Source organism: Aliiroseovarius sp. B-4 (assembly GCF_056857795.1).
In genome coordinates this window covers 89,041-112,985 of sequence record NZ_JBSXNV010000026.1, presented here as the reverse complement: position 1 = coordinate 112,985, position 23,945 = coordinate 89,041, and the positions used below count along the sequence as shown (strand labels likewise).

Annotated in this window: 18 protein-coding genes and 1 pseudogene; 14 read left to right on the top strand and 5 right to left on the bottom strand. The window is 56.8% G+C overall.

Going from position 1 to position 23,945, the window contains the following annotated elements:
* The first annotated feature begins 206 nt into the window (after positions 1-206).
* Positions 207-818: pseudogene (locus tag AC13C8_RS02245) on the top strand (DDE-type integrase/transposase/recombinase).
* 201 nt (positions 819-1,019) lie between these two features.
* Here the strand turns inward: AC13C8_RS02245 and AC13C8_RS02240 are convergent.
* Complete coding sequence (locus AC13C8_RS02240; protein ID WP_091433540.1) at positions 1,020-1,787, bottom strand: DeoR/GlpR family DNA-binding transcription regulator; 768 nt, start codon at positions 1,785-1,787, stop codon at positions 1,020-1,022.
* A 309-nt stretch (positions 1,788-2,096) separates the two neighbouring features.
* On the opposite strand from AC13C8_RS02240, the gene glpD reads away from it, so the two are divergent.
* The 10 genes from glpD (at position 2,097) to AC13C8_RS02190 (ending at position 13,070) form a co-directional block, all read left to right on the top strand.
* Entirely contained in the window at positions 2,097-3,698 is a 1,602-nt protein-coding gene (glpD, locus tag AC13C8_RS02235) for a glycerol-3-phosphate dehydrogenase (RefSeq protein WP_091433539.1), read from the top strand.
* A gap of 27 nt (positions 3,699-3,725) precedes the next feature.
* Positions 3,726-4,814, top strand: coding sequence for an ABC transporter ATP-binding protein (locus tag AC13C8_RS02230; protein ID WP_091433536.1), 1,089 nt, complete (start codon positions 3,726-3,728; stop codon positions 4,812-4,814).
* Between the two features lie 13 nt (positions 4,815-4,827).
* Positions 4,828-5,931, top strand: coding sequence for an ABC transporter ATP-binding protein (locus AC13C8_RS02225; RefSeq protein WP_091433533.1), 1,104 nt, complete (start codon positions 4,828-4,830; stop codon positions 5,929-5,931).
* Positions 5,931-6,800: a carbohydrate ABC transporter permease gene (locus AC13C8_RS02220; RefSeq protein WP_091433530.1), complete on the top strand. Its 870-nt coding sequence runs from the start codon at positions 5,931-5,933 to the stop codon at positions 6,798-6,800. The genes AC13C8_RS02225 and AC13C8_RS02220 overlap by 1 nt, the downstream gene beginning before the upstream one ends.
* A 3-nt stretch (positions 6,801-6,803) precedes the next feature.
* On the top strand, positions 6,804-7,652 hold the full coding sequence (locus tag AC13C8_RS02215) for a carbohydrate ABC transporter permease (RefSeq protein ID WP_091433528.1): 849 nt from the start codon (positions 6,804-6,806) through the stop codon (positions 7,650-7,652).
* Between the two features lie 24 nt (positions 7,653-7,676).
* Entirely contained in the window at positions 7,677-7,949 is a 273-nt protein-coding gene (locus AC13C8_RS02210; RefSeq protein WP_482846285.1) for a DUF2160 domain-containing protein, read from the top strand.
* A gap of 94 nt (positions 7,950-8,043) precedes the next feature.
* On the top strand, positions 8,044-9,765 hold the full coding sequence (locus AC13C8_RS02205; protein ID WP_482846284.1) for an ABC transporter substrate-binding protein: 1,722 nt from the start codon (positions 8,044-8,046) through the stop codon (positions 9,763-9,765).
* 88 nt (positions 9,766-9,853) lie between these two features.
* On the top strand, positions 9,854-11,332 hold the full coding sequence (gene glpK, locus AC13C8_RS02200; RefSeq protein WP_482846283.1) for a glycerol kinase GlpK: 1,479 nt from the start codon (positions 9,854-9,856) through the stop codon (positions 11,330-11,332).
* Positions 11,333-11,347: 15 nt separating this feature from the next.
* Positions 11,348-12,502 (top strand): iron-containing alcohol dehydrogenase, encoded by a 1,155-nt coding sequence (locus tag AC13C8_RS02195; RefSeq protein ID WP_482846282.1) that lies wholly within the window; start codon positions 11,348-11,350, stop codon positions 12,500-12,502.
* A 61-nt stretch (positions 12,503-12,563) separates the two neighbouring features.
* The gene (locus AC13C8_RS02190; RefSeq protein WP_482846281.1) at positions 12,564-13,070 is read left to right on the top strand and encodes a methyltransferase family protein; all 507 of its coding nucleotides are present in this window, start codon (positions 12,564-12,566) and stop codon (positions 13,068-13,070) included.
* Between the two features lie 29 nt (positions 13,071-13,099).
* Here the strand turns inward: AC13C8_RS02190 and AC13C8_RS02185 are convergent, their stop codons facing one another.
* From AC13C8_RS02185 to AC13C8_RS02170, 4 genes are all read right to left on the bottom strand, one after another.
* A complete protein-coding gene (locus tag AC13C8_RS02185; RefSeq protein ID WP_482846279.1) occupies positions 13,100-14,080 on the bottom strand; it encodes a C45 family autoproteolytic acyltransferase/hydrolase in 981 nt (326 codons plus the stop codon).
* A gap of 12 nt (positions 14,081-14,092) precedes the next feature.
* Positions 14,093-15,553 carry a biotin carboxylase gene (locus AC13C8_RS02180; RefSeq protein WP_482846278.1) on the bottom strand — a complete coding sequence of 487 codons (1,461 nt, stop codon included), beginning with the start codon at positions 15,551-15,553 and terminating at the stop codon, positions 14,093-14,095.
* 22 nt (positions 15,554-15,575) lie between these two features.
* The gene (locus AC13C8_RS02175) at positions 15,576-18,332 is read right to left on the bottom strand and encodes an aminotransferase class I/II-fold pyridoxal phosphate-dependent enzyme (protein ID WP_482846277.1); all 2,757 of its coding nucleotides are present in this window, start codon (positions 18,330-18,332) and stop codon (positions 15,576-15,578) included.
* A 71-nt stretch (positions 18,333-18,403) separates the two neighbouring features.
* Positions 18,404-19,375: a carbon-nitrogen hydrolase family protein gene (locus tag AC13C8_RS02170; protein WP_091433511.1), complete on the bottom strand. Its 972-nt coding sequence runs from the start codon at positions 19,373-19,375 to the stop codon at positions 18,404-18,406.
* Positions 19,376-19,671: 296 nt separating this feature from the next.
* Here AC13C8_RS02170 and AC13C8_RS02165 point away from each other — a divergent pair, with 296 nt between their 5' ends.
* From AC13C8_RS02165 to ggt, 3 genes are all read left to right on the top strand, one after another.
* On the top strand, positions 19,672-20,616 hold the full coding sequence (locus AC13C8_RS02165; protein WP_482846276.1) for a LysR family transcriptional regulator: 945 nt from the start codon (positions 19,672-19,674) through the stop codon (positions 20,614-20,616).
* 125 nt (positions 20,617-20,741) lie between these two features.
* A complete protein-coding gene (locus tag AC13C8_RS02160; protein ID WP_091433505.1) occupies positions 20,742-21,563 on the top strand; it encodes a DUF481 domain-containing protein in 822 nt (273 codons plus the stop codon).
* A 551-nt stretch (positions 21,564-22,114) separates the two neighbouring features.
* Positions 22,115-23,839: a gamma-glutamyltransferase gene (ggt, locus tag AC13C8_RS02155; RefSeq protein WP_482846274.1), complete on the top strand. Its 1,725-nt coding sequence runs from the start codon at positions 22,115-22,117 to the stop codon at positions 23,837-23,839.
* Positions 23,840-23,945 lie beyond the last annotated feature (106 nt).

Here is a 23,945-nt window from a genome sequence, read left to right as displayed (position 1 = left end):
GGCGGATCGGACGGCTCTCGACCGATCGAACCACCTTCCAACCACACCTGGCGACGAATGACAGGATATCCCAGATCCCATCCGGGGTCACGGTGCGCAGCTCCGAAACCGTTGAACATGTTGCGTTTATGTCGGGTAACACTCTTGCGCAGGGACTGTTGCATTAACCATGCCATTTGGCCCCGATCATGTTTTTGAGGTTGCTCATGCCACGTAAATCGCCATTCAAACACGACCGCTTCGCGCGAGACATTATTCTATGTGCCGAGCGGCGGTATCTGCGTTATTCGCTGTCCAATCTAGATCTCGCAGATCTACTGGAAGAGCGCGGTGTCACGATCGACCGATCGACGGGGTGTCGTTGGGTTCGGAAGTTTGAACCTGAGTTGACAAAGCGAACCGAGCAACCTCTGCGCCGCGCAAGCGTCGATTGGCATGTGGATGAAACCTATATCCGTGTCGGCGGCACGCTAAAGCTGCCAAGGCCTTCGTGCGCAAGGTGATTGAACGCGTTCGGCTGCATCGGCCGGTCACGATCTGAACCGACAAAGCCCACGGCTATCGGCGCGTCATCCGCGAGATCAATCACCGATATGACCCACATTTCAACAGCATCAGGCACATCGACAGAAAATGGCAAAACATTCGGATCGAGAGCGACGATGTCGCGCTGCAGCGGCTCTTGGGGTGCCGCCAAAGCAGCCCTGAGCGGGATCGAGACCATCAGGACCATCAAACGCGGCCACATCCATCGCAAACAACAAGGCATCAAGGGCGAAATCGAGTTCATCAGAGAGCTGTTTGAGCCCACCGCATAACAGAGTGCCCCGCCTCAAAAATCAACTCAGCCTAATCCGATTAATGCAACAGTCCGCTCGGCAGCGATCCGGTCTGGATCGGCTGACGCGCCGACAATATGGCAGTGCTGAAAAACTGAACGGGATGGGTGCGTGAAAAATGCAGCAATTCCAAGGAGCGTTCAGATGATACACCGCTGCAAGCAGGCCATGGCCTGCGACCTATGATCGGCCAGCCACCACGACATTGACGCCCCAGTTGCGGCATTTTTCGGCCAAGCTGGGGGGCAGGGGCTGATCTGTGAAAAAGGCATCCAATTCGGAAAGGGACGCAATCTTCGCCGGGGCCTTCCGGGTCAGTTTGGAGACATCGGCAACCAGAAAGGCCCGACGTGACTGCCGGATAATGGATTGGCTGACACCGACTTCCTGAAGGTCGAAATCCAGCAGGTCGCCGTCAATGTCCATCGCCGAGCACCCGATCACCGCGATGTCGAATTTGAACCGACTGATGGCTGCCGTGGTCAGGCTGCCGACCAACCCGCCATCTGACCTGCGCAGGGTGCCGCCGACCACCACAATCTCGCAGTCGGGATTGGCCACCAGGATATTGGCCACGTTCATGTTGTTGGTCACGACCATCAGGTTCTTGTGGCCCAGAAGCTCCGTCGCCACCGCTTCGGTGCTGGTGCCGATGTTCAAAAACACCGACGCATCATCGGGGATCTGTGCAGCACAGGACACCGCGATGTTCCGCTTGACCTCTGCGTTCAGGGCGCGCCGTTCTTCATAGCCGATATTGGTGGTCCCGGAGGGCAGGACGGCGCCGCCATGCACCCGCTCCAACCGGCCCGCATCGGCAAGGTCGGTCAAATCGCGGCGGATTGTTTGCAGTGTCACACCGAACTGTTCCGCCAGATCTTCGACCGTCACTTTCCCCTCGCGGCGCGCGATGGTCAGAATTTCTGTGTGACGGAAAACTTGGGACATATGGTCGGGCGCATGCGCTTCCTGCTGTTTCCAAAGGAAATTACAAGAAAACGAACGAAGCCGCAATTGCCTTGCGCTCTTTTGGCACAGAGGCGCTGAAAGAGCCCGCCCGATTCGAGTGAAATTTTTCTTTTCAGACCGCGATTCTGATCAAATCGGAGCCAGAACGATCAATTCATTCCGTTGAATGCAGTAAATTGTTCTTAAATTTCATATTCCTACAAAAATCGAAAATAAACGAAAACAAACAACTTTCTTTTTATAGGTGAGCTGCTAAAACAGTATCGAGCGCTAACCTTGGGGGGAACCATGCCGGCTGCTGCCACCGATAATGCCTTCGATCTTTTCATCATCGGTGGCGGAATCAATGGGTGCGGCATCGCGCGGGATGCCTCTGGACGTGGGATGTCCGTCGCTTTGGCCGAGATGGAAGATCTGGCGTCGGCTACGTCGTCGGCATCAACAAAGCTGTTTCATGGCGGGTTGCGGTATCTGGAATATTTTGAGTTTCGTCTGGTGCGCGAAGCGTTGATGGAGCGTGAAACGCTGCTTCAGGCAATGCCGCATATCAGTTGGCCAATGCGCTTCGTGCTGCCGTATCACAAGGATATGCGGTTCGAAGGGGAGACGCCGACCTCGAAATTGCTGAAGATCTTCATGCCCTGGCTGCGTGGGCGACGCCCGGCATGGCTGATCCGTCTGGGTCTTTTCATGTATGACCATCTTGGCGGGCGAAAGCTCCTGCCGGGCACAACGACGGTTGACCTGAGCGCCGGACCGGAAGGTGCGCCATTGGACGACCGCTTTGTGAAAGCGTATGAATATTCAGATTGCTGGGTCGATGATGCGCGGCTTGTGGCGTTGAACGCCCGCGACGCGGCAGAGCGCGGCGCCAGGATCATGGTTGGCACCAAAGTTACCTCGGCAAGGCGCGAGGGCGATCATTGGCGGATCGAGACGGAAAATCGCACAACGGGTGAGACATCGCTGTTCCATGCGCGTATGCTTGTCAATGCAGGCGGGCCTTGGGTGGGTGATATCATCAAGAACGCTGTGCGCAGCAAAGCGCAAGATGGCGTAAGGCTGGTGCGCGGCAGCCATATTGTGACCCGGCGGCTTTACGATCACGACAAATGCTATTTTTTCCAGGGCACGGACGGGCGGATTATCTTCGCCATTCCCTATGAACAGGATTTCACGCTGATCGGCACCACCGATCAGGATCATGAGGACCCGTCGATCGAACCGGTCTGCACCGAGGCTGAACAGGATTATCTGATCGCGTTCGCCAATCAGTATTTCAAGCGGGATATCAGCCGCGATGATATCGTCTGGACCTATTCCGGTGTGCGCCCGCTTTACGACGACGGGGCAAGTTCGGCCACCGCAGCAACGCGTGACTATACGCTGAAGGTGGATACGGAAGGTGGTGCGCCGCTGCTCAATGTGTTTGGCGGAAAGATCACCACCTATCGCCGTCTTGCGGAATCGGCGATGGATAGGATCGGTCGGTTTTTTCCGGAATTGCCGGGCCAATGGACGGCGGGTGTGACGCTGGCGGGCGGTGATTTCAAAGTGAGTGAGAAGCCGGATCTGGTGGCCCGGTTGCAGCGGGAATACGGCTTTCTTGACACCTTTTGGGCCGAACGCATGATCCGCGCATATGGGACTGATGCCTGGAAGATTTTGAAAACGGCGCGATCGGTTTCGGATTTGGGTCACGACTTTGGCGCCACGCTGACCGAAGCAGAGCTGCGCTGGCTGATGACCAGGGAATTCGCCCGACAGGCCGGGGATGTGGTCTGGCGGCGCAGCAAGTTGGGTCTGCGGATGACCGCCGAACAAATACTGGCCTTGGACGACTGGATGGCCAAAGCCGACACGAATGGGGAGGCGCGGGCCACCGGATAGGGGGCTTTGCGTTAGCGGAGGACGAAAATGACATTGATGCTAGACGGCGTCACCAAACGAATGGATGGGCAGGTGCACATCCATCCCACTGACCTGGAGTTACAGAGCGGCACGATGAATGTGCTGCTTGGGCCGACGCTGTCGGGCAAGACCAGCTTGATGCGTCTGATGGCTGGACTGGATGTGCCCAACGACGGTCGCATTCTTTGGAATGGCGAGGATGTGACCGGTATGCGGGTGCAGGATCGCAAGGTCGCCATGGTTTACCAGCAGTTCATCAATTACCCCTCGATGACGGTTTACGACAACATCGCCTCGCCCTTGCGACTTCTGGGCAAGAGCACGAGCGAGATTGACGCCGCCGTGAAAAAGTCCGCTGACATGATGCAATTGACGCCGCTGCTTGACCGCAAACCTCTGGAATTGTCGGGCGGCCAGCAACAGCGCTGCGCGCTGGCGCGGGCGTTGGTCAAGGACGCGGGGCTTGTTTTGCTGGACGAACCTCTGGCCAACCTGGATTACAAGCTGCGCGAGGAAATGCGCATCGAAATTCCCAAGATTTTCGAAGAGGCGGGCAGCATTTTTGTCTATGCCACCACGGAACCGGAAGAGGCGCTTTTGTTGGGTGGCAATACCGCGACGTTGTGGGAAGGTCGGGTGACGCAGTTCGGGCCGACGCCAACCGTCTATCGCAAGCCGGTGGATGCAACCACAGCCCGCGTGTTCAGCGATCCGCCGATGAATTTTCTGCCGGTCACAAAGGCAGGCGACAAGCTTATGTTCGGCGAAGGCCAGTCAGCAACCGCGAGCGGAAGCCTGGCCGATCTTGACGACGGCAAATACACCGCCGGATTCCGCCCGAACCATCTGGAAATCCAAAGTCATTCTTCTGACGCATTGCAATTCGCAACGCGGCTTGTTGTGACCGAGCTGACGGGATCAGAGACGTTTATTCACCTTGATCACCACGGAGAGCGCTGGGTCGGTTTGATCCATGGCGTGCATGACCTGAAACTGGGTGCCGATCTAAGCGTCTATCTCGACCCGGCTCATGTCTATGTGTTCGATGAAAGCGGCAAACTGGTTGCGCCCGCGTCCTACGCAATGGCCGCCTGAGGAGACCTGACCCATGGCAAAGATCACCCTTGATAATCTGGCGCATTCCTATCTGCCCAACCCGACCAGCGAAGATGACTTCGCGTTGAAAGAGCTGAACCATGACTGGGTGGATGGCGAGGCTTATGCCTTGCTGGGGTCATCCGGTTGTGGCAAGTCCACGTTGCTGAACATCATCTCGGGCCTGTTGCATCCCAGTCAGGGCCGCATCCTGTTCAATGACCGCGATGTCACCTATGCGCCCACCGCAGAGCGAAACATCGCCCAGGTGTTCCAGTTCCCGGTGGTCTATGACACCATGACGGTGCGCGAAAATCTGGCGTTTCCGCTGAAGAACCGAGGCGCGGATGCCAGTTATGTCGCCCAGCGGGTTCAGCAGATCGGCAAGATGATCGGCATGGAGGCCGAGCTGGATCGCAAGGCGCGCGGCCTGACCGCCGATGCCAAGCAGAAGATCAGCCTTGGCCGGGGCATGGTGCGCGAGGACGTGAACGCGCTGTTGTTTGATGAACCGCTGACGGTGATCGACCCGCATATGAAGTGGGAATTGCGCACGCAGTTGAAATCACTGCACCACGAATTTGGTCACACGATGATCTATGTCACCCACGACCAGACCGAAGCCTTGACCTTCGCGGACAAGGTGGTGGTGATGTATGATGGCCGGGTTGTGCAGATCGGCACACCCGAGGAATTGTTCGAGCGGCCCGCGCACACCTTCGTTGGCTTCTTCATCGGCTCGCCCGGAATGAACCTGCTGGAAGCGTCGGTCCGGGGCGACACGGCGGTGATCGACGGGGTCGAGATCCCGCTTGGTGCCGGATACGCGCCGCAAAGCGGCAAGGTCGAGATCGGCGTGCGCCCGGAATACACAAGACTGGTGTCCGAAGGCGGCCTTCCGGTCAAGCTGAACCGGGTCGAGGATGTGGGTCGTCACAAGATCGTTCGCGCCGAATTTTTCGGTCGTGACATCAATATCATTGCCAATGAAGGCGAAGAGATCGGCGCGGATATGAACCGCATCACCTTCGATGCCGGTCGTGTCAACGTCTATGCGAATGACTGGCGCGTCGCGCCGTCTGGTGCACAAAACGAACCCGTGGGAGGGGCCGTCTGATGCAGAAAACAGTCAATCAAAAGGCGTGGTTCCTTGTGTTGCCCGTGCTGGTGCTGGTCGCCTTTTCGGCGGTGGTTCCACTGATGACGGTGGTGAATTATTCGGTGCAGGACACGTTCGGCAACAACCAGTTCTTCTGGGCGGGGCTTGAGTGGTTCTCGGAAATGCTGGAATCGGATCGGATGTGGGATGCGCTTGCACGGCAGGCGATGTTCTCGGCGATCATTCTGGCGATCGAGATTCCGCTGGGGATCTTCGTGGCGCTGAACATGCCCAAGGGCGGCTTCTGGTCCAGCTTCTGTCTGGTGCTGATGTCGCTTCCCCTGTTGATCCCGTGGAACGTGGTCGGCACCATCTGGCAGATTTTCGGTCGCGTCGATATCGGCCTTCTGGGCTATACGCTGGACGCGCTTGGGATTTCCTATAACTACACGCAAGACACCGTCGCCGCCTGGATCACGATTATCGTGATGGATGTCTGGCATTGGACCTCGCTGGTGGCGCTGTTGGCTTTTGCCGGGCTGAAGTCGATCCCCGATGCATATTATCAGGCCGCCAAGATCGACCAGGCGTCGCGTTGGAAAGTCTTCCGCTTCATTGAGTTGCCCAAGATGATGGGCGTGCTGATGATCGCCATTCTGCTGCGTTTCATGGACAGTTTCATGATCTATACCGAGCCTTTCGTCGTCACCGGCGGTGGCCCCGGAAATGCCACGACGATGTTGTCGATTGACCTTGTCAAGATGGCGCTGGGACAGTTTGATCTTGGACCGGCGGCGGCATTCTCGATCATGTATTTCCTTGTGATCCTTCTTGTCAGCTGGGTGTTCTACACCGTGATGACAAACCTCGACAAACAGGAGGGCTGAACAATGACCGATATGACAGCGACCAAATCAAAAGGCGGTTTCGGCCTGAGCTGGATCAACAGCCGCACAGTTGTAATGACCCTTTATCTCGTTTTCCTGCTGCTGCCGATCTATTGGCTGTTGAACATGAGCCTGAAGACCAACACCGAGATCCTGAACCAGTTCACCCTGTTTCCCAAGGATCTGACTCTGTCGAACTACCGGACGATATTGACCGATCCGGCCTGGTATATGGGGTATGTCAACTCGATCATCTATGTGACCATCAACACCGTGATCAGCTTGGCGGTGGCGCTGCCGGCGGCCTATGCGTTCAGCCGTTACCACTTCATGGGTGACAAGCATCTGTTCTTCTGGCTGCTGACCAACCGGATGGCGCCGCCCGCGGTCTTTGCCTTGCCGTTCTTCCAGCTCTACAGCTCGGTCGGGTTGTTCGACACGCACATCGCGGTCGCACTGGCGCATACGCTTTTCAACGTGCCGCTGGCGGTGTGGATCCTGGAAGGGTTCATGCGTGGCGTGCCGAAAGAGATCGACGAGACGGCCTATATCGACGGCTACAGCTTCGGCAGGTTCTTCGTGAAAATCTTCACGCCGCTGATTGCCAGTGGGATCGGGGTGGCCGCGTTTTTCTGCTTCATGTTCTCGTGGGTCGAACTGCTGCTCAGCCGCACCCTGACCACGGTGGATGCCAAGCCGATTTCCGCAATCATGACACGGACGCAGGGTGCCGCGGGTATCGACTGGGGCGTGCTGGCGGCTGCCGGGGTGCTGACCATCGTGCCCGGTGCGCTGGTGATCTATTTTGTCCGCAACTACATCGCCAAGGGCTTTGCCCTGGGTCGCGTGTAAGCCTGAATCAAGGAGGGCTGTATTATGGAATGGATGGCATGGACATGGCCGACCGCAATTTTCTTCATGGTCATCGCGAGTCTGCTGATCACGTTCACGGTGCTGGCAATCAGGTTCCCCGAAACGCCGCGCGTTGGCGTTTTGCGGATCGAAACCACCAGAGGCGACCGCCTCTTCATTACCCTTCTCGGCTCGGCCTTTATCAATTTGGCCTGGCTTGGATTGATCGGCGCAAACCAACCTTTTGCACTGATCGTCTGCCTGATCTACGCCGCGGCGGTCTTCCGCTGGGTGTAGCAAATGGCAAACCGGCGACGCCCGACACGGCCTGAGAAACCGAAACGGGCGCCGCCTTCGTCGCAACCAAGTTCCTACAATTGGGAGGATCCACATGAACTTGACGTTGAAATCAACCACATCCCTGGCAATGGCCTTGACCTTGCTGGGAAGTACCGCTTTTGCGGGCATGGAGGAGGCGCAGGCCTTTCTCGATGCTGAAATCGGCGATCTTTCGTCGCTTGATCGTGCCGCGCAAGAAGCCGAGATGCAGTGGTTCGTAGATGCGGCCGCACCGATGGCCGGCATGGAGATCAAGGTGGTCTCGGAAACGCTGACCGTTCACGAATACGAATCCAAGGTGCTGGCATCCGCGTTCACCGCGATCACCGGCATCAAGGTCACACATGACCTGATCGGCGAAGGCGATGTTGTCGAAAAGATCCAGACGCAGATGCAGTCGGGCGAGAATATCTATGACGCCTATGTCAACGATACCGATTTCATCGGCACCCACTGGCGCTACCAGCAGGCGCGCAACCTGACCGACTGGATGGCGGGCGAGGGCGCGGATGTGACCAACCCCGGTCTCGACATCGACGATTTCATCGGCACGCAGTTCGGTACCGCGCCCGATGGCAAGCTGTACCAATTGCCCACCCAGCAATTCGCCAACCTCTACTGGTTCCGCTACGACTGGTTCAACGACGAAAAGAACAAGGCCGATTTCAAGGAACAATTCGGCTACGATCTGGGCGTTCCGGTCAACTGGTCGGCCTATGAGGACATTGCCGAGTTCTTCACAGGGCGTGACCTGAGCCACTTGGGTGTCGATAGCGAAGTCTATGGCAACATGGACTACGGCAAGAAAGACCCCAGCCTGGGCTGGCGCTACACCGACGCGTGGATGTCGATGGCCGGCATGGGCGACGTGGGTGAACCCAACGGCCTTCCGGTCGACGAATGGGGTATCCGGGTGAACGAGAATTCGCAGCCCACCGGCTCTTGCGTGGCACGTGGCGGGGCCACCAATGCGCCCGCGGCGGTCTATGCCGTGACCAAGGCCATTGAATGGCTGAACAAGTACTCACCCCCGGCCGCCGCGGGCATGACCTTCTCCGAGGCCGGCCCGATCCCGGCGCAGGGCAATGTCGCCCAGCAGATGTTCTGGTACACCGCGTTTACCGCCGCCTCGGTCGAGCCCGGCCTGCCGGTGATGAACGAGGACGGCACGCCGAAATGGCGCATGGCGCCCAGCCCGCATGGCGTTTACTGGAAAGACGGCCAGAAGGTCGGCTATCAGGACGTGGGGTCCTGGACGCTGATGAAATCCACCCCGGTGGATCGTGCCAAGGCGGCCTGGCTCTATGCCCAGTTCGTGACCTCCAAGACCGTGGACGTGAAGAAAAGCCACGTCGGCCTGACCTTCATCCGCGAGTCGACGATCCAGCACGACAGCTTCACCGAGCGTGCCGACAAACTTGGCGGTCTGATCGAGTTCTATCGTTCGCCGGCCCGTGTTGCATGGTCGCCGACCGGCACCAACGTTCCGGATTATCCGAAGCTCGCGCAACTGTGGTGGCAGAATATCGGCGACGCTATGTCCGGTGCGAAAACTCCGCAGGAAGCTCTGGACAGTCTGTGTGCTGACCAGGAACGGGTTCTGGAGCGTCTTGAACGCGCCGGCATCCAGGGCGATATTGGTCCGAAGATGAACGAAGAACAGGATCCGGAATACTGGCTGAGCCAGCCGGGTTCGCCCAAGGCCAAACTTGCCAACGAAGACGAAGAGCCCAAGACGGTCAGCTATGACGAGCTGATTGCGTCCTGGAACTGATCGTTCCCGGTCGGGGCCAGAAGGCCCCGACCACCCTTTGAATTTCAAGAAGTTTCACTTGGCTATCATCCAGACGAGGAGACGCGCCATGACCCATATCCTCGCTATCGACCAGGGCACAACGTCCAGTCGCGCGCTTGTTTTCGATGCAGACATGAAAATTGTCGCCAGCGCCCAAGAGGAATTTCCACAACATTTTCCGGCATCCGGTTGGGTCGAACACGATGCCGGCGACCTGTGGTCCACCACCCTGTCAACCTGTCGTGCAGCACTGGACAAGGGCGGGCTAAGCGCCGCTGACATCACCGCCTTGGGAATTACCAACCAGCGTGAAACCACCCTGATCTGGGACCGCGCCACCGGCAAGCCGATCCACAATGCGATTGTCTGGCAGGACCGCCGCACATCAGACCTGTGCCAATCGCTGAAAGAACAGGGTCATGAAGCAACTGTGCGCGACAGAACCGGATTGTTGCTGGACCCCTATTTCAGTGCCACCAAAGTGCGCTGGCTGCTGGACAATGTTGACGGCGCGCGCGCGCAAGCCGAGGCCGGAGAGCTTGCTTTTGGCACAGTGGACAGCTGGCTGATATGGAACCTGACTGACGGCCAGCGCCATGTGACCGACGCCACAAATGCCGCACGCACAATGCTTTACGACATCCGCAAGGGGCGCTGGTCGGCCACCATGTGCAAGATGCTGGACATCCCGATGGCGCTGTTGCCCGAAGTGCTGGATTGCGCCGCAGATTTCGGCGTGACCAAGACCTTTGGGGCGCCGATCCCGATCCTTGGTGTCGCAGGCGATCAACAGGCCGCGACCGTGGGGCAGGCGTGTTTCGAACCGGGCATGCTGAAATCGACCTATGGCACCGGGTGTTTTGCGCTGCTCAATACCGGTGATGCGCCGGTCGTCAGCCAGAACCGGCTGCTGACCACCATCGCCTATCAGCTTGACGGCAAACCGACCTATGCGCTGGAAGGGTCTATCTTTATCGCCGGGGCGGTGGTGCAATGGCTGCGCGATGGGTTGCAAATCATTACCAGCGCGCCCGAGACCCAGCCACTGGCCGAAGCCGCCGATCCGGCGCAATCGCTTGTGCTGGTTCCCGCCTTTACCGGCCTTGGTGCGCCTTACTGGAACGCCGAGTGTCGGGGCGCAGTGTTTGGCCTGACCCGCAATTCCGGACCCGCCGAATTTGCCCGTGCGGCGCTGGAAAGCATCGGCTTCCAAACCCGCGATTTGCTTGAGGCGATGCAGGCTGACATGGGCGACGCCGAGACCGCGACCCTGCGCGTCGATGGCGGGATGAGCGCCTCGGATTTCACGATGCAGTTCCTGGCCGATATCATCGGAGCCGCAGTCGACCGCCCCGCAGTGCTGGAAACCACGGCAATGGGTGCAGCCTGGTTGGCCGGACAGCGCGCCGGTGTTTATCCCGGACAGGCAGAATTTGCCCGCACCTGGGCGCTTGAACATCAATTCACTCCGACCATGGCGAGTGCGGATCGCGACAGAAAATACGCGGCTTGGAAACGCGCCGTCGCGGCGACACTTGCTTTCTAGAACGCACGGCATGACATGACGCCCTTTGGTTTCAGAACACCGGGAAAAACCCTGTTTGGCCGTGGACAGGCGGACACTGTCTGCGACCACGTGCTGAGTTTTGGAGAACGCATTCTTTTGGTGCGCGGGCGCTCGGTCGATCGGGTTGACGACATCGCCCATGACCTTGTCCAAAAAGGTGCAACGCTTGAAACGGTTTTCGCTAAGGGCGAGCCAACGGTGTCGCAAGTGGAACTGGCGGTGAACGCAGGGCGTGCACATCAGGTTCAGGCGGTGCTGGCCATTGGTGGCGGCTCGGCGATTGATCTGGGCAAGGCGGCAGCGGCGCTGATCCCATCGGACAGCGATCTGATGGACCATCTGGAAGTGGTCGGGGCAGGCCTGCCACTTGGCGCACAACCGCTGCCGCTTGTCGCTGTGCCCACGACGGCAGGGACGGGTGCCGAAATGACCAGAAATGCCGTGATCAGCGTGCCCGATGCCGCCCTGAAGGTCAGCCTGCGCGATGATCGCATGTATCCGACAATGGCCATCGTCGATCCCGCCCTGACCGACAACGCGCCGAGACAGGTCACTGTGTCGTCGGGTCTGGATGCGGTCACACAGGTGATCGAGCCATTTCTGTCCTGCCGGGCGAACCCGTTGACCGATGCGCTGTGTCGACCTGCTATCCCGATGGGGTTGCAAGCCGTGGCGACGTTGATGAGGTGCGAGGACCCAGATGCACGCGACGCGTTGGCCTATGTCAGCATGATCAGCGGCATCGCGCTTGCAAACGCTGGTCTTGGTGCGGTCCACGGGCTTGCCGGTGTGATTGGTGGAAAAACCAACCTTGCGCACGGAATGATTTGCGCGAACCTTCTTGGCCCGTCGCTGGATGTGAATTTTCAACGCACGAAAGCCGAAGGGGGCAGTTTGGAAAGATACGACTTTCTGAAGCGCAAAATCGTGGCGGTGTTTGATGGTTGGGGTGATCGGAGTTTCACCGAACTTTCAGACGTGTTTGACTTGCAGGGTATCCCGGACTTGGTTGATCTATTGGCCGACCAGACACAAGCGGACGCCCTGATACACGATGCACTGAAATCCAGTTCGATGAAGGCCAACCCTGTCCAACTGACTGCACCTGACGTGATGACAATATTGCAAAACGGCGTGCCGCGCGGGTAAGCCAAGCGGATATGTCCAGAACCGGACTGCCGTGGCAGGACAGTTGTGATAGGATATCGGTATGTTCTGGCGAATGACCAAAGCGGTTTTGATCCTGCCGGGGACGGCCTTGATCTATGTTCCGTTATTCATCCAATGGCTTGGCGATGGCTGGCCCTTCAACCGGTTGCAGAGTGGCGCGCTGGCATGGGTGATGGCCGCGATCTTGGCCGCACCGGCATTTGCGCTTGCCATCAAGACGATGACGCAGTTCTTGCACGAGGGCGAAGGAACGCCCGCGCCCTGGGATCCGCCGAAAAAGTTTGTCGTCAGCGGACCTTACCGTCATATGCGCAACCCAATGCTCACGTCGGTCATTTTGATCATCATTGCGGAAGCAGTTGCGTTAGGCAGTTTGGCGCTGTTGGGGTGGGCCGTGGGGTTCTTTATACTCAACACCATCTATTTTGCCTTCGTGGAAGAACCTGGCCTGGCGCGGCGATTTGGCAAGGAATACCTGGATTACAAAGCCTCGGTGCCGCGCTGGATCCCGAAGGTCCAACCTTACGTCCCACCACACAGTGGATGATGTATTGGCTTGACGAAATCGGCGGAGTCTTAGACCGCAAGTGTTGGCGTGAAAATCTGTTGTTCACCTTCCTGGAATTTCCGAAGGTCCAGCCGCCAACGTGCTTTCGGCCAGTAAACTTCCATTTCCAGTTTTCTCGGTCGATAGACCGCGGTGTAAAGCGTGCCGAAACCATGATCGAAAGCGGACGAGTACAACGGTGGTTTCAAAAAGGCACCGATGAATTTTTCTTCGGGTTCGGTGTGCAGGGTGAGGCGCTGAAGTAAGAAACGTTCGCGCTCGACTGTCGCGGTAAGCCGCGCGTGGCTTGCCCATTCGACCTTTTCCTGATGATTTGTTGCAACAGCCGCATGGGTAATGAGCGTCGCCCGATCCGGTGCCATCAAAGCCGTCAGATAGCGGCGTTTTGCATCCACCACGGTGACATTATAGCTCATATGCGTGGGCACACGCGCCAGCACTTTACCGGCCTCTGCCGCAGTTTCGCAGGTTTGCAAAACATAGCGCAGGATCAATGGCACGCCAAAGCCGTCACCCACCACCCGACGCCCGCCAAAGGTAAGCGAGATCGCAAGACCCGCGTCGTTCACACCATCCACGAGTCCCCACAAACCGTCACTGGTGCCCATTACGGTTCTGCCTTTCCATCTGGTGTGCAGGATCAGGCTGTCAAAGGCGTGCGGGCTATAATCATAGTTGCGCACCAGAACCGGCTCTGCCCCCGGCCAGATTGCCTGCGAACAGCCGGACAAATAGGCAGGCGGGCAATAAAAGCTCAGAAATCGCGCGGCGTGGTCAGAACCGCCCGCCAGTTCACAAAGCTCTTCATAAAGCGGCAGCATCTCGGGCATATGCTTTTTCAGGGCTTGCAGGCTGTCCCAATATCCGGGTCGGGCTTCTGCGCCTTCGCTCATCCACCAACGATGATAGGCGGGCCAGTATTCTTCAAACAACCCGGCCCATTTAGGACCGGGTTCAGCTTCGGAAATGGCGCGCCAATTCAGTCGCATGGGTGCAGGGACCTACAGTATTTTGAAGGCTGGATCGGCAAGCGCGGGTCCCGCCTCCACCACCGGGAGGGGGCGGCCTGACACGCCTTGCTTGATGCCGTGAATCCAGCGCTTGCCGCGTTCGTTCAACTTGAACCCCGGTGTCATCGAACGGCCACGGGTCACAAGAATGCCGATGTCGGCCCCCTCGTATCGATAGTCACCCGGTTGTAGAATGCGCAGGAAAAACGCCTCGTTCTCGCTTTCCACGGCACGACGGTGATAGTCGAAACGGTCAAAATTGATGCTGCCGTCTTCGCGCATCCTGTAGATGCCGGTTTCGGGCACTTCGGTCGCAATATCGACGTTATCTTCCGTGTGTTTGATAACCATCTGTGACCAACTGTCGATCATCGCAGGGTCGGCCCAGCGATTGTTCAACTCGTTCACATCCAGCTCGAATTTCTTTTTCGAAAACTCAAGCAGATGGAACAGAAACAATGGGGCGTCGGCATGCGCAAAAGCGGCGTGGTTGGTCATGGAAGACGCGCCGGTAATGCGCGGGTTCAACTCTCCCAACCAGATGTCACCGGTTTTTTTGTCGATCAAGAAATCCAGCTCGAAATAGCCGCGATAGCCTTCTTTTCGCAACTGCTCACCGAATTTGAAGGTCAGTTCACGGGCTTTCTGGCGCACTTTGGGGGGGAACGCGGTGGACAGGATTTCGTTGCCACACCAGCCGCCACGATAGGGGGTCAGTTCCTTGAAGCCGACAAGCTCGGTCATCAGCGGGCCGACAATCGTGCCTTGCTTGGTGGCACAGGCTTCAATCGCAGAGCCGCGGCAGTCGATCCGTTTCATGATCTTGATCTCGCCTTCGCCTACGATTTCATGCTCGTGGCGGCGGAAATCAGCCTCGGATTTGATGAAGAACGTCGTGTGCCCGCTGTCCCCAAAGGCCGACTGCAAGACCAGATCGTGACCAATGCCTGCTTTCTCGCAGGTCTTGCGCAGATCGTCATAGTCTTTGACTTCGGCCAGGACGTTGGGCACCGACGGAACCCCGGCTTTGTTGCCGATGCGCACGGTTTCGATCTTGTTGTCCATCTTGGTGCGCAGCTTGGCCTTGGGAAACCACACTTCGGCACCCAGTTCTTTGGCCAAACGCTCGGTTTCTTCATCGAACATCAGAAACACAAACTTTGGCTTGCCGCCACGCCGTTTCACAAGGTCGATCACTTCCTTGTGCTGAAGAAGGTAGTTGTTGATATCTTCGATTGATTGGAATTCCGCATGAGGTTGTTCGGACGGACAGAACACGTTGGGATGCTTGCCATCGTAGCAGTCGATATAGCATATGTATTTGAAGTTCTTGCACCATTCGTCCAGGCCCAACAGGTTGAAATTGGTCGCTGAAATAAAATAGATCGGATCCTCATTGCGGTGAAAATGGCGTCTGATCTCGGATATGTTCTTCAAGACAGCTGTTGGCATTATCGTTCTCCCTGTTCTTGTATTATTTATTTCGCGCGGCATTCAGTTTCAGTCGGGCCGTATTTGTCTTCATCTGCTGCTTCAGAGCATCCTGGGTAAACACCCGCAGCCCCAGGTCTTCGCGGTATCCGTGGATCTCGCTCACATCCAGCGCGCGCATGAAGGCCAGGATTTCGGCGCTGACGACCTGCCCCGGCACCAGGATCGGAAAGCCTGGGGGGTAGGGAATGATGAACGAGGCCGACACCACATCCTCGCCGCCTTCCTCGGCGGATATCAACGATCCATCAAGCTCCAGATAATCACAGTTCTTTTCATCATAGCTCAGAAAAAACGCCGAACGGATATCGCCTTCGGATGTTGTCTGGTCCGTGCGGAAACTGTCGTGGAACCGGCTGAAATCAGGCAGGGGCGGCAAATCATGCATCAGATTGTTGACCCGCTTTTCAAATCCGCGCCGTTCCATGATCGAGGCATCATCAAGCAGGTCATCAAGGTCTGAGGCAATTTCGACCAGAACTTCGATCAGATAGGCGACGGATGATCGGGTTGTGCCGATATTGGTCATGAACAAAACCGTGTTGCGCGAGGTCTTGTTGATCTGAATTCCGTATTTATCCATCAGGATTTTTGTCTTGAACGTGTCCCCGTCCCAACCGGTGCCTCCCACGGCAAGGGTGACGCGGGTGGCATCAAGCACGAACTCGTCCTTTTCCCAACAATCCCAGATGTCGGTCCAACCTTGTTCGGAATCATAATAGCTTTGAACGCCACTTTCGCGGTGTTGTTCGGGGATCATGTCTCCCGCCGTCAAAACCTTGAAGTATTTCTGCAATTTTGGATGGGTCGAAATCGCCCGGCGCATCGACATCGCGGCCTCAACCTGTCGCTGAACAAATTCAAAGCCTTCAAGCTCCACCTGCCGTCTGCCGACATCCAAAGAGGCGATGATCTGGTAATTTGGCGACGTTGACGTATGGGTCATATAGGCTTCGCGGAAGCTGGCCTCGACCTCGCCTTTGAAGTCCTGATCGTTGACATGGATCATCGACCCTTGCCGTAACGAGGTCAGGGTCTTGTGGGTTGAATGGGTTGCATAGACACGAATTCTGGCATCCGGCGGCGGGATGAGGTGCGTGTTCAGGATGGTTTCATCATCGGCTTTCTCAAGCTGCTTTTGCTGTTCAAGATAAGCCCGTTCGTGATCCTTGGTGCGCAGTCGGTCACGCAGGTTGTTTGCGGCATTCATGGCGGTGCGCTGACGATAGGTCGGCCCAAACCGGGCAAAGGCGAACCAGGCCTCATCCCACAGGAAAACAAGGTCGGGTTTGATCGCCAGACATTCTTCCATCACCCGCTCGACGTTGTAAACGATGCCATCGAACGTGCAGTTCGTCAGCAACAGCATCCGCACGCGTTCCAGCTTGCCCTCGGCCTTGAGTTTGAGCAGTTGATGCTTGATCTCACGCAATGGCACCGCGCCATACATCGAATATTCATTCAATGGATAGCTATCGAGATAGACAACCTGCGCCCCGGCCAGAACCATGCCGTAATGGTGCGATTTGTGGCAATCACGATCGACCAGAACAATGTCGCCCGGCCGAACCAGAGCCTGCACAACGATTTTATTGCAGGTTGACGTGCCATTGGTGGCAAAGAATGTCTGCTTAGAGCCAAACGCACGACTTGCCAGTTCCTGCGCCTCTTTGATCGGGCCGTGGGGTTCCAGCAAACTGTCCAGACCGCCCGATGTGGCCGATGTCTCGGCCATGAAGATGTTGGGGCCGTAAAACGCGCCCATATCCTGAATCCAATGGCTGCGTGAAATGGATTTCCCGCGGCTGATGGGCAGCGCATGGAACACACCGGTGGGTTGCTTTGAATATTCGACCAGTGCGGTGAAAAACGGTGTTTTATACCGCGCCTGAACGCCGCGCAGGATGTTCAAATGAAGCTCAAGAAAATCTTCCTGATTATAGAAAACCCGGCGACAAATTCCCAGATCCAGCCCGGCGATATCTTCGACCGAACGATCCGTGACCAGATAGGCATCAAGTTCAGGGCGGACCTTTGCAACCAACCGGCACAGTTCCGGTCCGTAGCTTTCAGGCTCTAGCGCCTCGATATCCTCGATCCCGCCAGCGCGGTTCAGATAGCGTGTCAGAATGGCCAGTTCGACCTGTGAATCCATCTTCAAACCGGGGCGCACGACGATGGCCTGAATGTTGTGGTTGAACAGCACCCCGATCAACGCATCTTGCAGGCTGGGAACCACCACGATTTCATAGTGAAACGGGTCTTCATCGCGCCGCATTCGCGAAAAGTTGTTTTTTAGCCAGCGTTCCTGATGTTCATTCAGGTCATCGACGACCAGAACCTCGAAATAGGGCTTGGTCAACGCCCGCGCTTCCAAAGATTGGACGACCTCGTCTTCATGTTCGTCGGCGTCCACGCTGTCGCGTTCCAGCGGAACTTGCCTGCGCCGATATGCGCCCGTCGTCAGGGCCCGGGTTATGCGCTGAACCGAAAATGCAACGTCGTCATATTTCCGATGTTCGAACTGGCGGCGAATGACGTCAAACGCCTGCATGCCAGGGAAAGCCCAATAGGCTTCGATCAAGGACAGCGAGTCAAAAAGCTGTCCAATCTTTCCGATCAACTGCTTTGATTTTTCACCCTCGGCATCCCGCGAAAGGGCAGCGGTGGCGTCGCGCAAGGCGCTCCAGCGGTCAGACCGTAGTTGAAGCGCGGAGTAATAGTCGCTCACTGATTGCATCGAATGTCTCCCCTTCTTAATCGGATGCAGAGCAGACTGAAGCGCAATCGTTAGTCGTCAGGGCGCCTGTCTTAGCTGCTGTAAATCTTTGCAGGATATTGCGGTGGTGTATCCTGCGTCGGTGCAGTGTCTTCGCCCAAGGCAGGTGTCGTTTGGCCGGGAACGTCAACATGCAGCCCGGCGCGCGACCCTTGCGTCGGAATTTCCAAAGGCCCAAGAGTTTTCAGATAGGCGTCGGCACCGCTGTCGCGGTCATAGATGGAAAAGTCGACAGATCGGTCGCGGAAACTTTTCAAAACCTGACCCAGTCCTTTCATTCCGGTTTCGCGTTGTCGGCGAACCTGGTCCAGATCCAATTCAATCGGGAACATGTCCTCTTGTCCAGCGGACTGATGCAGAACCATTGACGACGGGTCGATCACGCAGGACTTGCCAACGCCGCCAGCGCCCAGACCATTGACGTCGATCACATAGCACTGAAATTGGGCGGCGGTGGCACGCGCAATGGCCAGTTCCGCGTCGCGGTCGGTGGTGCCGGTCAGAACCGGGTGCAGCAAGACTTCGACGCCTTGGCTGGTAAGCTGTCGGGTCGTTTCCGGGAACCAGATGTCATAGCAGATCGACAATCCAAACCGGCCAACTTCGGGCACGTCGAACACGCAAAACCCGGTTCCAGCCTCGACGCCAGCTTCGTATGGGCGGAAGGGGAACATCTTGCGATAGGTCGCAACTGTTTCGCCTTGCGGGTTGATGACCGTCGACGTGTTATAGATTTTACCATCTTCGGTTTTTTCAAACATCGACCCGGGTATCAGCCAGATTTTGTGTTTTATCGCGGCGTCTCGAAACCGGTCTATTGCTTCGTTTTGAAGCGGCAAGGCAAATTTGTTCAGTGGTCCGTATGCGGCCAGTTCGCTGAACAATACCATCTGGGTCCAGGGGAAGCGTGCCATGAGAACGTCAAGTCGATGGATCATCCCATCCACGTTTGGTTGCAATGCGTTCACATACATTTGCACGCCGGCAATAGCGAATGGCGTCATTCAGGTCGATCTCCGTTAAAACATCAGCTTCAGGTCAGACTACTCTGCTTTTGAAGGGAAGAACAGTGGAGTGTCCTGGCCGGGAAATCTGGGTTGAGAATAGGTCGGAATGTCCGGATTTGAACAAGCACCAACAGCTCGCAAACCCTGCGGTTTCGAAACGCTCTTCGGAATATTCCCCAAGGAAAGCAATGGCGGGCGTTCGCCATCTGACTCGGGCATCAAGAGATACAGACAGAATGACGAATACTGGCTACACTCATGGCTGATCGCAGTATTTCTTATGGATGTCTCGCATGGATATCACTCTTATTCGTACCTTTCTGGAGGTTGCCGCAAGCGGTTCTTTCGTGAATGCCAGCGAACGCCTTCTGGTGACACAATCAGCTGTCAGTTTGCGCGTGGCCCGGTTGGAAGAAAGTTTGGGAAAGCAGCTTTTCTTGCGCTCCAAAGCGGGTGCTGAACTGACGCCCGCCGGGCGCGAGTTCGAACGCTACGCTTTGTCACTTGTCAAGATTTGGGAAGAAGCGCGCCAGCAGATTGGGGTGCCCGAGGGCTATAGCAAGTCGCTTAGCATCGGTGCCCAATATTCGTTATGGCCGCGACTGGGGTTTCGTTGGATTGACCGTATGCAGGACGCCATGCCGACCCTCAATATTCGTGCGGAACTTGGCATGCCTGACCGCATCATGCGGTTTCTTGTCGAAGGGATCGTCCAGATTGGCCTGATGTACAGCCCACAACTGCGCCCAGGACTGACCGCGCGCAAGATATATGACGAAGAGCTTGTCCTTGCAGCGTCGTGGGAGGCCGGTCTTGACGACATAGCGGATCGTTATGTGTTTGTGGACTGGGGCCCCGAATTTGTCCACGCCCACGCGCTTGAATTGCCGCAACTGACCAACCCCGGAATGACACTGTCGCTTGGTGCCTTGGCGGCGGATTATGTCCGGATGCGCAAGGCGGCAGCCTATCTGCCAGCGCGCTATATCAAACGCTATCTCGACCGGGGCGAATTGCATCTGGTGCCGGACGCGCCGATCTTTCCGTTTCCTGTCTGGTCGGTCTGGCGCGACGACCTTGAAGACGACATTCGGGCTGTCGCTGAAAACGCACTTGTTGCAATCCGGTCACAGATTGACGCCGATCAAGACGCTGTTATCGCCGAACTGGCTCAGATCAGCGAGAGCGAAAGCGTCGAAGTCCTTGGAAAGAAAGAGGACCTTCCTATCTATAAGTAGATATCGTTTTATACCTGATTATTTTGAATTGTTCTTATGTCAAGTGGCGATCTATCTGCTCTCCCAGCAGGAATGCTCCCGCCCTTTCAGGTCGGGTCATACTTTTTTGGGGAAAGGATAGACCCATGAAAAAACGTAATGTGCTGGCTGCATCGGCCCTGGCGCTTCTCGTGGCTGCCCCTGTATTTGCGCAGGGCGCTTTGGTTGGCGTTGACACCCTTGATGATCGTATCGACGACATTCAGGAAGATGTCACAGATGATCTGAACAACGCAGATAAACGCGACCGTCTGAGCAACCAATACGCACAAGGTTGGACCGGTAGCGTCGCGCTTGGCTTTACGGCGACGGCAGGCAACACTGACACTGCCGACCTGGATCTTGCTGGTCGTTTCCGCTATGGCAACGGCCCTTGGAACCAAACTTTTGGCTTTGCAGCTGAGTTCGCTGAAGACAATGGCGTGCGCAACAAGGAAGAAATCTACGCAACCTATGACGTGAACCGTTACTTCAACGAACAGTTCTATCTGTTTGGTCTGGGTTCGGTCCGTTATGACAATTTCGACGCCAACAAGATCGACGCGTTCCTTGGCTTTGGCCCTGGCTACCGTGTGATCAACGAACCCAACATGAGCTGGCGCGTCCAAGCCGGCCCCGGCGCGCGTTATGTCGAAAACCAAGCGGGCGTAGGCTCGACCGAAGTCGCTGGAATCCTGTCGTCACGTTTCTATACGGACATTACGGAAACCGTCTCTCTGTCGATGGACACGGATGTGCTTTTCTCTGACGCAGACACCACGATTTACAACGATCTGGGTGTGAACTTCAAAGTCACCGATCGTATTTCGACACGTGTGTCTTACCGCACGGATTGGAACAGCGACCCGCAGCCCGGCTTTAGCAATGCCGACAACTCGTTGGGTGTGTCGCTGGTGTATGGCTTCTGAGCCAGCCTGAATTCCCTCAAGACCTGGGGCGGAGCAATCCGCCCTTTTTTTTGGCCAACTGAATAACAATCGGGCAACACACCGGGATGACTTGAAGGGCCAGACACGAAACAAGGCAGCCTTTGCGCGAAGATGGGGATTAGCCCTGTCACATAAGTTGCCGCGGACAATTCGTTGTGCCGGACCGACGAGTTTGCAACCTGAAGTGTCGGCATAGCGGTTCCGGCAAGGTCCTGGCGGCGCTGTGTTGATGGTCGTGCCACGGGTTGCCATCCGCGTTATGCCTAGAGACGCCGGGGCAACACGGCTTATGGCGCTCAGCCCGCTTTTCAGTTCGCTGATCAGCGGCGTCTCACGACCCAGCGCCTCGCTGCATCGTCAACCAACATTGCCGGGACAAGGGGCGATCTCTCGAATGTAGAATTACCCAAGGTCATAAATCTACTGTAAGTTGCGCGAAAATCCGCGTGCCGCCACCACCCCGCTTGACCAGCCGGTCGTGGTGCCAGACGCTTCCGTTGCTTTCTTGAACATTTTTTGGGGGATATACCGTGAAACATTTATGTATCGGTGCGCTCTGCGCATCGTTGATCACTGTCCAAACATCTTACGCACAACAAGCTGCCATTTTCTCGGGCGACGATCGCGTGCATCCGGTCTATGCCGAAAACGGCATGGTCGCGGCGCAGGAAGCGGTGGCGGCGCAGGTTGGTCTGGATATTCTTGAAGCGGGCGGCAACGCGATTGACGCGGGCATTGCCGTTGCGTTCGCACTGGCCGTTACACTGCCACGCGCGGGCAATCTTGGTGGCGGTGGCTTCATGTTGGTGCATGACGCCGAAGCCAATGAAACGCGTGCGATTGATTATCGTGAAATGGCCCCGTCAGGCGCAGAACGAGACATGTTTCTGGACGCGGATGGCAATGCCGACAGCAACCTGTCACGCTTCACCGGCCTGGCCTCGGGTGTGCCGGGCACCGTTGCGGGTATGAAGATGGCGTTGGATGAATATGGATCCATGTCGTGGAAAGAGGTTGTCCAACCGGCCATTGCGCTGGCCCGCGACGGCATTGCGGTCACGCCGGGATTGGCCGACAGCCTGAAAGGTCTGGATGAGCGACTTAGGAAATGGCCGTCCTCGGAAAAGATTTTCTACAAGGAAGATGGCAGCTTCTATGAACCGGGCGATCTTCTGGTTCAGGCCGATCTGGCCAACACCCTGCAAAAGATCGCCGATGAAGGCACTGACGGGTTTTACAAAGGCAGCGTGGCAGAACAGATTTCCACATCCGTGCAAGCGGCAGGCGGGCGGATCACCGTCGAAGACATGGCGGCCTATATGCCCGTTCTGCGCGAACCTGTGACCGGCGAGTATCGTGGGTACAAGATCGTTTCGATGCCCCCGCCCAGTTCGGGCGGTGCGCATATCGTGCAGATCCTGAACATCCTGGAAGACTATCCCATCGGGTTCCTTGGTCACAACTCGGCCGACACGATCCACCTGATGTCCGAGGCGATGAAACGCGCCTATGCCGACCGTTCCGAGTATCTTGGCGACAGCGATTTCGTTGACGTCCCGCTGGATCAGATCACGTCGAAAGACTATGCGGCGGATATCAGAAAACAGATCAGCCTGAACGTGGCGACCCCGTCGGAAACGATCAAACCGGGTGATCTTGCGCCATATGAAAGCAACGAGACCACCCATTTCTCGATCGTGGATCAGTGGGGCAACGCGGTGTCGAACACCTACACGATCAACTTCTCATACGGCACTGGCATGGTGGCCGATGGCACAGGTGTTCTGATGAACAACGAGATGGATGACTTTTCAGCCAAATCTGGCGTTGCAAATGCCTATGGTCTGATTGGTGGCGACGCGAACGCAGTGGAACCCGGCAAGCGTCCGCTGTCGTCAATGTCGCCCACCATTGTCATGAAAGACGATGATGTGTTCCTGGTGACGGGAAGCCCCGGTGGCTCGCGCATCATCACCACCACGTTGCAAATCATCATGAACGTCATCGACCACGGCATGAACATCGCCGAAGCATCGGTTGCCCCGCGCATCCACCACCAATGGCTGCCTGATGAAATCAGGATCGAGGACGGCATCAGCAAAGACACGATCCGCATACTGGAACAACGCGGCCATTCGGTCAGCGAGCAATCAGTCATGGGGTCCACCCAGTCCATCATGGTTGACGCGGACTCCGGGCTTTTGTTTGGGGCATCCGATCCACGTCGGGTGGATGCGGCAACCTTGGGCCACTGATCGGACGGACAATTTTCCGAAATAAAGCCTGTGGCCCTCAAGAATCTGGGGGCCGCATTGTTCCTGCATAGGCAAAACCGACAGCAATATCGATACCAGATTGCGC

Coding starts and splice junctions, on each gene's coding strand:
- AC13C8_RS02165 (WP_482846276.1), top strand. CDS start 19,672: ATGGATATCACTCTTATTCGTACCTTTCTGGAGGTTGCCGCAAGCGGT.
- AC13C8_RS02210 (WP_482846285.1), top strand. CDS start 7,677: ATGGAATGGATGGCATGGACATGGCCGACCGCAATTTTCTTCATGGTC.
- AC13C8_RS02215 (WP_091433528.1), top strand. CDS start 6,804: ATGACCGATATGACAGCGACCAAATCAAAAGGCGGTTTCGGCCTGAGC.
- AC13C8_RS02195 (WP_482846282.1), top strand. CDS start 11,348: ATGACGCCCTTTGGTTTCAGAACACCGGGAAAAACCCTGTTTGGCCGT.
- glpD (WP_091433539.1), top strand. CDS start 2,097: ATGCCGGCTGCTGCCACCGATAATGCCTTCGATCTTTTCATCATCGGT.
- AC13C8_RS02190 (WP_482846281.1), top strand. CDS start 12,564: ATGTTCTGGCGAATGACCAAAGCGGTTTTGATCCTGCCGGGGACGGCC.
- glpK (WP_482846283.1), top strand. CDS start 9,854: ATGACCCATATCCTCGCTATCGACCAGGGCACAACGTCCAGTCGCGCG.
- AC13C8_RS02230 (WP_091433536.1), top strand. CDS start 3,726: ATGACATTGATGCTAGACGGCGTCACCAAACGAATGGATGGGCAGGTG.
- AC13C8_RS02160 (WP_091433505.1), top strand. CDS start 20,742: ATGAAAAAACGTAATGTGCTGGCTGCATCGGCCCTGGCGCTTCTCGTG.
- AC13C8_RS02205 (WP_482846284.1), top strand. CDS start 8,044: ATGAACTTGACGTTGAAATCAACCACATCCCTGGCAATGGCCTTGACC.
- AC13C8_RS02185 (WP_482846279.1), bottom strand. CDS start 14,080: ATGCGACTGAATTGGCGCGCCATTTCCGAAGCTGAACCCGGTCCTAAA.
- AC13C8_RS02170 (WP_091433511.1), bottom strand. CDS start 19,375: ATGACGCCATTCGCTATTGCCGGCGTGCAAATGTATGTGAACGCATTG.
- AC13C8_RS02180 (WP_482846278.1), bottom strand. CDS start 15,553: ATGCCAACAGCTGTCTTGAAGAACATATCCGAGATCAGACGCCATTTT.
- AC13C8_RS02220 (WP_091433530.1), top strand. CDS start 5,931: ATGCAGAAAACAGTCAATCAAAAGGCGTGGTTCCTTGTGTTGCCCGTG.
- AC13C8_RS02175 (WP_482846277.1), bottom strand. CDS start 18,332: ATGCAATCAGTGAGCGACTATTACTCCGCGCTTCAACTACGGTCTGAC.
- AC13C8_RS02240 (WP_091433540.1), bottom strand. CDS start 1,787: ATGTCCCAAGTTTTCCGTCACACAGAAATTCTGACCATCGCGCGCCGC.
- AC13C8_RS02225 (WP_091433533.1), top strand. CDS start 4,828: ATGGCAAAGATCACCCTTGATAATCTGGCGCATTCCTATCTGCCCAAC.